Below are 10,603 nucleotides of genomic sequence, written 5' to 3'. Positions count from 1 at the left end.
AAAAATTTTTTTTTGTCGGCAATGCTTTCACACTACCATTGTATTATATTCTTTTGTTGATTATTCATTTTAACTTAAAGTCAAAACAGACCTAAGCAATTGCATTACCATGACCACCGCCACCACTGCCAATTCCTTCAAAAAAGGCATGAGACAAATAGTGACTGACAAAGGTAGATTGCAGCCTAAAAGCGACTTGATAAAAATTGTTGGAAAAGGCAATTAAACTAGAGCCAAAAGATCCTAAAAGCATAAAGAAGAAAACCAAATTTACTCTCGCTTCCTTAAGCCTTTTTTGATTGTCTAAGGCTTCATCATTAATAAAAATAGGATTGAAAAGAATAAACAGCTTTGTAGGAAAAAAAACGTAAAGTTGCGACATACTAGTTATTTACAAAAAGTTAACAGAGTGTTAATATATAGATATTATCAGTTAAGTTTTTACAAAAAAATTACATAATCGATAAAAAACATCAAAATCCGACGAATAGCATCAGAGTGTAATACATAGCTTATAATCCACGATTATTTTAAAAAATCAATCATTCGTCAGTGATATCGTAGATACTGATTCCAAAATACACCCCTAATAAAACACTCTTACATTCCACTCTGACACGACCGCCATTCAATGAAAAAATAATCTTATAATTGTGACAATAAAACAAAAAAAAGAGCTTCCAAATATTGAAAGCTCTTTTTTTTTGTTAAATCATTAGCCTAAATCTCAAAAGCTATAAAACGCTTTAAAGGACAAAACTAGGTTTGTGCTGTGTTGCTTAATAAAGTACTTTTTTGGTAATCGTCGCACCGCTTTGTGAAGTAACTTTAACCAATAACACTTGCTGTGTTTGTGGCAAAGTAGTAAAGGAGGTTTCGGTTGAGTTAATTGCATTTTTAGAAACTACCAAACGACCGGTAACATCATAAATCGCAACCGATTCCATTGGAACCCTACCGGTAGAAATATGAACACCTCGATTATTTCTATATACTACTATACTTTCATCATTAAAAGTCGGAACATCCAATGTTTCAGTAGTAAAACGAAGCACAAATCGTTCTTCAAATGTACCGGCATCACTAGCAAATGAATAGGAACTCTCTTTTAAGTTGTGGATGACATTTAATAAGGTATCTTCCAAATAAATAGCTTGACCGGTAAACAAACCATCATAATCTGATAAGTTTATGGTATAATTATCGGCTACAGTTGCTTTATAACCCAATGCAAAAATATCGTCAGTCGTAAAAGTCAAACCACGACCTTGAATACTGAGTTTCTTATCTTCAACTTTAGTGTATAAAACTATTCTATTTTCATTGTCAACCATTTCGCCATCAAACAGACGATCTAATCCATCGGTTCCGTCTTGAATATAACCCACTAACATTTGTTTATAGGCATTACCCTCATTACTAATATCCAACCAAATTCTGTGCTTTTCATATGTAGCGGTTGGGTCGGTATTAGCGGTATTTAAATTAGTTGCGTTTCTGTAGAAATTAGTATTGCTGTTAGTGGCGCCTCCAGTACGCATAGTGTTTCTAAAATAAGCAGTTCCTGTAGCAATAGTTTTTATGAAGAAACCTTGTCCTGCGGCTATATTTCCGGTAGGAGCATTCATGTTACCGGAACCAATACTGCTCGAAGCATAAGTATTAATGCCCCCTAATATATTCCAAACAGCATAATCATTGTATTCATACTGACCGGTTACCATATTTAAATTGGTATTGTGTGACCACAAATAAATAGTACCTCCAAGGAAATTACCATTAACATTAAAACCGGGATCTGTTACTAAATTAGCCGCATTTAAAGCACTTGGATACGGATTTCCAATCAAGTTCAATCCATCGGGTGCATTATAAACTACACTAAGTGGAATGGTACCATTGTTAGGTACACCGGTAAAATTAGCCGTAAAATTAATTGGAAGTGAAGGCGAAACAGGAAAAGTACTAGGAACACGAACCAAATACCCTTTACCAATAGTCATAGGTAAAGCACTATTGGATTCTTGCCAAAAAGAAATAGTCGGATTGTAATCAAAGAATCCCGAAGCACTGGTACCCGGTGATAAACCAATCAAGGTTTGTGACGCTACCGGACTTGACCAATAGGTGTAATCATAACGGAAACAAGGTGTCGAATCTCTCTTATAGATAATATTACCGGTATTGGTAACCGGATTAGTTTGCAGTAAACTAGCACCACTATCAAAAGTCATAGAACCCCCTGAAACTGTCAAACCATTCACTAAGGACACCGTATGACCATTAGCAATAGTAACAGTAGCGCCAGTTACTGAACAACTACAAGCAGACAAATCGCCGGTTGAAGTATAAGTTCCCGAATTGAAAACAAGATTTTCAGTACCATTATTTAAAGGTGGACCACCAGGAGTCCAGAAACCTACGTTATATGTTTTAGTCGAAACGGTAAAAATAACCGTAGCAGTATCAAAACAACCGCTAGGGGTATTAGTACCGGTTAAAGTAATGGTAGCGGTAGTTGGTGTTTTTACATAAATGGCGGCCGCATTTGAACCCGCTACATAAGGCGTAGTTCCTGTAGCATCGGTAAACAAAGTATTGGCAACTGTTGAAGTCCAAGTATAAGTTGAAGCAGTTCCTGCAGACGAAACGAGGATAACTGAGTTTGCACAAATGTTTCCGCCGGCCGTTGGAATCGAAACCGTTGGTTTTGGGTTTACCGTCACCACAACACTATCACTAGCAGATGTACATCCGTTAAGCGTAGTAGTTACAGTATAAGTTTGGTCTGAAGTTGGCGACGCAACAGGATTGGCAATGTTCGTTGCACTCAAACCGGTAGCCGGCGACCAAGCATAAGTTAAAGTGGCATTCAACTGGTAATATACTGCTCCATTGAAAGTTCTTCCGGCATTAACTAAAGAAAATGAACCACAAAGCCCTGCTCCGGTAACAATAGAAATATCAGCATTGGAATAAGTGGTTGCTAAACTAGTGTAAGAAGCATTATAATTGATATAAATACCATAAGTTGAAGAAGCCGGTATATTAATATTGCCAGTAGGCATATTAATTAATACTCTGGAAACACCATTAACCGGATAGGTTCCTAATAGTGTCCATGCTCCGGCAGTTGTTTCACTACCAACATAAGTTCCTACTTTATAGTAAACACTAACATTTTGAAGTGCTGTATTTTCGGGTACTATGTCAAAAGCATTGATGGTAATAGGACTGGAACCTGTTACGATGTCAAACATGTTTCCACCAGTACAACCATTGCCTCCAATTACTGTAGTAGCTAAAGAACCATTGACCGGTGCTGAAGCAACACTTAAATTAGTACTCAAACCCGAACAAATAACAACATCTGCACTGGCTACAGGAGTAGAAGGAAGAGGTCTAACTTGAAAAGAAGTAACACTATTGCCAAGAGCATCCGGAGTAATTACAGAAATCACCCCTGTGGTAGCACTCACCGGCAAAGTAGCGGTTATTGTTGTAGCATTTACAACTGTATGAGCCGCAACAACACCATTAAAAGTTACCGAAGTGGCACCCGTAAAATTAGTTCCGGTGATGGTCACTAAAGGCGTACTTCCGGCACAAGCAAAAGTTGGAGTAAAACTCGTTATACTAGGAACGCTTACACAAGTAATATTAGCATCCCATCCTGTAGAAGTTTCTGAAATATCAGAAGTAAATCTAAAAGTCAAACTTCCACCATTAGCCGCAGAAGAATAAAAAGCCTGTCCTGCTGCAATTTGAGTACCACTGAAAGTTCCCAATAAAGGAGAAGCTGTTGTTGGTCCGTCATAAATAGACAGAAAATCATAGCCCGGCTCAGTACTAAAAGAGTTGAACAACACTTTTAAGTTAGTACCTGAAGCCGGTGTAAAAGTATAAGTAAAGCTTTCATTATTGTTATATTGACTGGCAAAACCGGCACTATCATAAAACTTAGCATTACAAGTAGTTAAAGAACCCGTGGTCATGTTAACAATATCAAGATTAACCGTGGTGAAATTAGCAGAACCAATCCAAGCACTATAAGATACGGCATCACATTTCACACGAACCCAAAAATAATAAGTAACCCCCAAAGTTAATCCGGTGACATTGGCAGTCAAAGCTCCGGTTACCGTTCCCATCCCTATCGGATCTGAACCTAAAGCCGGAGGCGTATTGGTGGTACTTACCCAATAATTATAAATCGTATTAGGAGTCATGGCAGCATCAGACCAAACTAAACTAGCCGAAGTAGCCGATACATTCACCGTGGTTAAAGCAGAAGGTGTTGAGACAGCACAAGGTGGTACTGCTATTACATTTAAAGTATAATCTTCAAAAGCTTGGTAGTTTCCATTTCGACACGGATCGGTAAACGGCCCGAAATCAATAGCTCCTACTCTCATGCGGTGAGAACCTACCGTACTTAAAGCGTTGGAATTAAGCAAAGGAACCGGAAAACTTCCCGATAATGTAGTAGGAATAGTGGCTCCTGATTCTCCTTGGTAAACCAATTCTCCTGCATCAATAAAATCACCATCATTGTTCCAATCGACCCAAACATTAGTACTATAACCATATCCTGTTCTTAGCGTAACACTAAACGGTAAGGTAGCCCCAACAAAAACATTAGTACTCAAACTCGTATAATCTCCATAATTATTAGCTTCTATAACAGTAGTATTATTGATGGTGCCCGCACTAAAATTGGTAATCCCAAGCGGATCCTGGAAAAAACCATTACCACTAGGAATACAATAACTCAAAGCCGTAGTGGTTACCGTAATAATATTAGAAGAAGTTGTAGTACCACAAGTATTAAAAGCCCTTACTCTATAATAATATGTTGTTCCTGCATTCAACCCGGCTACTGATAACGTAACCACATTGCCCAAAGCCAAATTGTTATATATCCCAACATAACTGCCAAAAGCAATATTCGTAGAAACATCAAGGCGATATCCTGTTGCACCGGCAACCGCACCCCAATTGGCACTAAAAGAATTTGAAGTCACGAGCGTTCCTGCTGTAGCTACCGGCGCCACCGAAGGCGCAGCAATAACTGTAACCGCTCCCGAAACCGTACTGGTTGCAGAACAACCGGGTGTCGTACTGGTTACCACACAATAATAATAGAGTGTTCCGGTAGCGGTGGTAAGCGGACTGTAAGTATCAAGTGTAGCGCCACCTAATAATGTTCCGCCCGAATTAGAATTGACCACATTACTATACCATTGGTACCCATACCCTGCTCCACCGGTCGCGGCAACCGTTAAGGCTGTTGAACCTGCACTCAAACAAGGGTTTTGTGCAGTATTGGAAGGATTGGTGGTTATTGAAAAAGCAGAACAATCTACCGTACTAAAACTGATTGGAGAAGACCACGGACTATAACTATCCGGAGAACTCGAACAGCGGGAACGAACCCAAACGTAATAAGTGGCACTGGTAGTTAAACCGGTAAGATTAACTGTATTCGCACCGGGAACATTAATGACATTAAAAGTTGGCGGATTATTTACAGGATTAGCCGAGGGCGGAGTATTACTAGTACTATAATAGACGTCATAATTATTTGCCGAAGTGGCACCCCAAGTTAAAGAAGCTGTGGTTGAACCTACAGACGAAGCGGCCAAACCGGTTGGCACTGCACAACGCACTAAATCAACTAGTATTTTAAAACCCAAATTATTTGTAACAGCATCAGACGCAAATCGAACCGTTAGCGAACCATCTGTAGCTATGGTAGAAATATAAGTCAAAACACTTGGAACCAAACCATTGGCAGAAGTATGACCTAGTATATTGGTAGTAGCGTCTAACGTTGTACCATTATTATCCCAAACATCTATCCTATCTGTTGTTGCTGCAAAACCAACACTGGTATAGTTTACAAACTGAACACGAACCCTGTCACCGGCAGTAAATGCAGCACCACTAGGGCTAAAAGTCACTTGATTGTTTTGATTGAGATTATACCCATCAAATTCGCCTCCATTGTCATACATCGTATAAACATCACTTGAGTTTAAAGTCACACTACCGCCGGCACAATTAGTTGGTGCTCCATTGCCTTGTTGAACAGGTACAATAGTTCTGTTTTCACTTGCTACGGTAGAAGTCCAAGAAAAATCATCTAGATAAAGAGCACTTCCGGCAGTATTTGAAACATAAGTTACCCTTACATATATATTAGACAACCCACTCAAAGAGACAGAATAATTAGAATAGGTTAATGAAGAAACGGTTAAATTGCCCGATGTACCTAGTATAGAACCAAAAGCTATATCAGTTGACCATTCGACTTTAAAAGTAATTGTGTTTACAGTACTATTATTTCTGTAATAAAAAGAAAAATTATCCGGATTCGCAATTAATGGTGTTTGAATATAAAAATTCACATTTCCCAATAAAGCATATGTTGTTCCGGAACGAGCAATACCAAGAGTTGTCCCAACATTTGCCGTAGTAGAAAAAGACCATCCATCGGCTTGCATATTAGCTTTTGATTTAACACTCTCAAAACGAGCATAAGGTCCGATACATTGCGCACTGGTTTTCTCAATAAGTGCAAAATTCAAAACCAGCAATAAAGTCACTAACAATCCGGAGGATTTTGGGGAATAACATTGAAACCAATTAAGAGTTTGAATGAGTAATTTTTTTTTCATAATATTTTTAAAAATAATAAAACATGTATAAGCTATTTCCTCCACTATACTTAAGGTGTCCTGATATAGAAATTGACTACCAGACACCACACAAAAAGAATTACAAAAAAAACGCTTTCTCTAATTTCAAACAGATGACTGATAATCAACCTACAACTGCAAAAAAATACAAGCGTTAAGTATGCATTACATAACTTAAATGTGTGTAAATAGGCTTTAAAAATACACTTTTTTTACAATTAACTTAAAGTTAAGTTAATAATTTAGTAAAAAAAATGATTTATATGAATAAAAACTTACTTAACGTATTCGTATTTGAAATAAAAATGAAATTAAAGCCTATTTTCTTCATCAAACAAAAAAATAACTAGGAAATGTAAAAAGCTTCCCATCAGGATTTAACCGTAATAAACCTAAATTTTAACGTATGGAAATACTAAAACTGTAAACCAATTCTACAAAACCAATAATTCACTAAAAAGGTATATTAAAACAGTGAAATGAGAGCCAAGAACAGTAACTAACGAACAAAGAATCGCAAATAAGAAACAGAGAGTAGTAAACAACGAACAGAGAATCGTAAATAGCGATCAGTAAACCACAAATAAGGAATAGAGAATAGAAAATAACGAACTGAGAACAGTAAATAGCAAACCGAGAATAGTAAACGGAGAACAGAGAATAGTAAATCACAGAAAAGTCTCCTTGCAATAACTGAAAGCAATAGAAAAGCATTAGAGGACCAAAGAGGATTTAAAAACCCTTCGTGAACTTCGCGTCGTCTTTGCGCCTTCTTGGCTAAAAAAAATCCCTATCTCGTTTACTGAGACAGGGATTTAAAAATCTTAATACGCTTTACTTAATACTTAGTACCTCGTAATTTGTAATATACCTTATCGTTTAATCACTCGAAGGGTTTTCACTTCTTCACCTTGTGTAATAATAACATTGTAAACACCACTTGGGTATTGCTCACCAATAGTCATACTTTCCATATCCGAAACAGCAACGCTTCTTTGATCTACAACTCTTCCAACCATATCATAAACTTTGATACTTACTGATGATTTGCTCTCTGTAGCCAAATCAATCAAGAAGTTGTTTGCAAATGGGTTTGGATAAGCTTTAGCAGCAAATGCTGATGACGCAATAGTCATTTTAGAAGCTACTGATGGTGTTCTGATAATACAATCTTTACCCACAGGACCTTCGCCATAGTGAAGCAATTTCACATAAACCACATAATCTGTATCTGCTAACTCTCCGTCAATCATATCCAAAGAAAAGTAGTTTCCGGAACGTGTAGTGCTTAATGGTGTTCCTGTTGGCACTCCATTTACTAATGGCTGTAGCAAGAACTCATAAGAAGCGCCCGATACAAACTCACTATAAATAAGTTCTGAATTTGATTGTACTTGGTAAGGCCCAGGAGTTTCCTCATTTCCATCACTACATTGTGAAGACTGAAGACCTACTGTTGGGAATAATGGTGTTCTGATGATACATGGCGTACTAAATTCTGATTCATAATAAACGCCATCGATAAGGAGTTCTACCATTACCGAAACATTATACTCAGAATCATAAGTCAATGACAATGATGGGAAATTATTCAAACGGAAACTCGTAAAACTGGTTGTGAAGTCATAAGCTTGTGCACTACCAACTTTCTGTACACGGTAGGTATAATTCACAGCATTCGGTACTGAGTTAACATAAATTCTATCCAAGATAGTCGTCAAAGTCTGACCACACTGATTAGCTGAAACGCTGATAGTAGAAGCCGCCGGTGTACTTACATTACAAACTGTGCTATAATCTGAGGTAAATGACACTCCATTGATAACAACATCCGATTGAACTTCTACCAAATAAGTCTTACCAAAAGTAACATTCAAATCAGGTACATTGGTCAATCTAAAACTTGATGAAGTTGTAGTAAGTGTGAAATAAGTCGTTGGTGCTGTAGACAAAGCAACTCTCCATCTGTAAAGTACAGAACCTGAAACTGTAGAAGCATAAATTCTTGTATTCAAAGACTCTAAAGTCTGACCACATAATGAAGTTACTTGATTCGATGGAACACTTGGAGTAGTGATAACACATACGCCACTGCTATAAGGCTGTAAAACGCCATTAACGATAGCAGCTACTTGAACATTATAACTTGTTCCGTATGCAAAAACACTACTGTTAATCATGCCCATATTAAAACTGGCAACATTGCTGTCTACTGTAGTAGACATAGCAGTAACATTATTGGTCACTTTAAATCGATAGCCTAAAACACCTACAACGCCGCTTGGTACAGAACATTTTATTCTTGAACCAACTGCCGGTAAGGTCTGACCACAATAATTAGTGATATTGGTAAAATAAGCTCCTGTTACGGTATTGGCTATAACATTACTATCGGCTGTTGGTGTCGATAAACAAGTGCCTCCTGTTACCGTGATACTAACACTAACCTGATTACCATTGGCCAAGTTATTCTCATTGGCTGTACTAACAGTATAAGTATTAGAAGCACCATTTTGAACCGATACGCCATTTACCTTGAAATCATAACTCGCAGTACCGCCACCTAAATTTCCTGCATTGGCCGTGAAAGTAACGCTTGTACCATAGGCAAATGTATTATCGCCATCGCTGCTGCTTAACGAAACTGTTGGGGTTGCTAGTGGTGTTACTGTTACAGTTACTTGAGCACAAGTCGTAGTGTTACAGTTACCCGAATATCTAACATAGTAAGTGGTATCAGCTAGCAAACTTGTAGTGTTTAAAGTATCTCCTGTTCCAACTAAGGTACCACCACAAGAACCTGTATACCATTGCGTCACCGCACCGGTTCCTTTTGTCCCACCGTTTACGGTAAGTGAAGTACTTGAGCCCGCACAAATAGAAGTATTCCCTAAGATTCCAGTTGGCGCAGTCGATAAATCACAAATTGTTACATCACCTGTAGCATAATTAAAACTAACAGACTTACTACCAACTAAATTACTGGTTAATGTTCTCGAGGTATTCCCTCCAAGTTGTCCCGGTAAAAAATCGTAAGTTCCTGCAGCTTGTGTAGTAGAAGCAAAAGTAAAAGCAATCGCCCCTGTAGTTATATTGGCCGAATGACCTCCTTTTTGTACAATTAATGTTCCTGATTCAACAGTGGTAGATCCGGTGTAAGAGTTCGTTGCATTAGACAAAGTCACAGTAACATTTTGTTTTACTGTAAATCCACCATTCCCGGATATCGCTCCAGTAAAAGCCACGCTCCTACCACTGTTACCATAAACGTCTATCCAAGACCCCATGTTGTTCATAGTACCGTTGAAGGTCAAATTTCCATCATATACATAAATTTCCAAAGGATCGGCAACATCTCCATCACCTTCAATGTTATTGTTGATAACGTGTGTTGCAGTAGATGTATTTGTAATGGAAGGATTCTGTGTGGTAAAATCAAAAAACCTCACTTTATTTCCGGAAAAAGTATGCGCTGCATTGGCACCGCCCTTGAATAAGAATCGCCATGTGCTAACATCCGAAGTAGATTGCTGAGAAGTTTGATGGTTATTATCCCATTCTTGTTGCCCAAATACTATAGGACTTCCATTTGGAAAATTCCACCAATTATCATTGGTTTGCCAAATGTTGTTAGTAGCCTCAGACCTCCAAGTTTGATAAGTTTGACCAAAAAAAGGAGAACTGATCAAAATCAGTAAAAAGGGTAAAATTCTTTTCATAAAGTAATTTTTAAATTAGTAAAAGTTAAAAATGACAATAACATTCAAATGACTTAAACAAGCCAAAAGGAATTAAGAAGTAGTAGAATTTGGGTCAATAAAACTATAAAATTAACCAATCCAAATTACAAAACTAAATTTAACCATACGAACGAAAACGTTTGCGTGTTAATAAATTGTTGA

At 37.7% G+C, this 10,603-nt stretch carries 3 protein-coding genes; all 3 read right to left on the bottom strand.

Annotated elements, in window-relative coordinates; all coding sequences use genetic code 11:
• Positions 1 to 91: 91 nt before the first annotated feature.
• Entirely contained in the window at positions 92 to 382 is a 291-nt protein-coding gene (locus C8C84_RS07390; protein ID WP_121312919.1) for a hypothetical protein, read from the bottom strand.
• Positions 383 to 779: 397 nt separating this feature from the next.
• Positions 780 to 6,680: a T9SS sorting signal type C domain-containing protein gene (locus tag C8C84_RS07385; RefSeq protein WP_121312918.1), complete on the bottom strand. Its 5,901-nt coding sequence runs from the start codon at positions 6,678 to 6,680 to the stop codon at positions 780 to 782.
• 893 nt (positions 6,681 to 7,573) lie between these two features.
• Positions 7,574 to 10,420, bottom strand: a complete 2,847-nt coding sequence (locus C8C84_RS07375; protein ID WP_121312917.1) for a T9SS type A sorting domain-containing protein — start codon at positions 10,418 to 10,420, stop codon at positions 7,574 to 7,576.
• Positions 10,421 to 10,603: the final 183 nt, after the last annotated feature.

Origin of the sequence: Flavobacterium sp. 102, from assembly GCF_003634615.1 — a bacterium.
Classification (GTDB): Bacteria; Bacteroidota; Bacteroidia; order Flavobacteriales; family Flavobacteriaceae; genus Flavobacterium.
This window is presented reverse-complemented; position numbering and strand designations above follow the sequence as displayed.

What these genes read in the sequence shown, in the direction of transcription:
- C8C84_RS07390 (WP_121312919.1), bottom strand. Translation starts at nt 382, where the DNA reads ATGTCGCAACTTTACGTTTTTTTTCCTACAAAGCTGTTTATTCTTTTC.
- C8C84_RS07385 (WP_121312918.1), bottom strand. Translation starts at nt 6,680, where the DNA reads ATGAAAAAAAAATTACTCATTCAAACTCTTAATTGGTTTCAATGTTAT.
- C8C84_RS07375 (WP_121312917.1), bottom strand. Translation starts at nt 10,420, where the DNA reads ATGAAAAGAATTTTACCCTTTTTACTGATTTTGATCAGTTCTCCTTTT.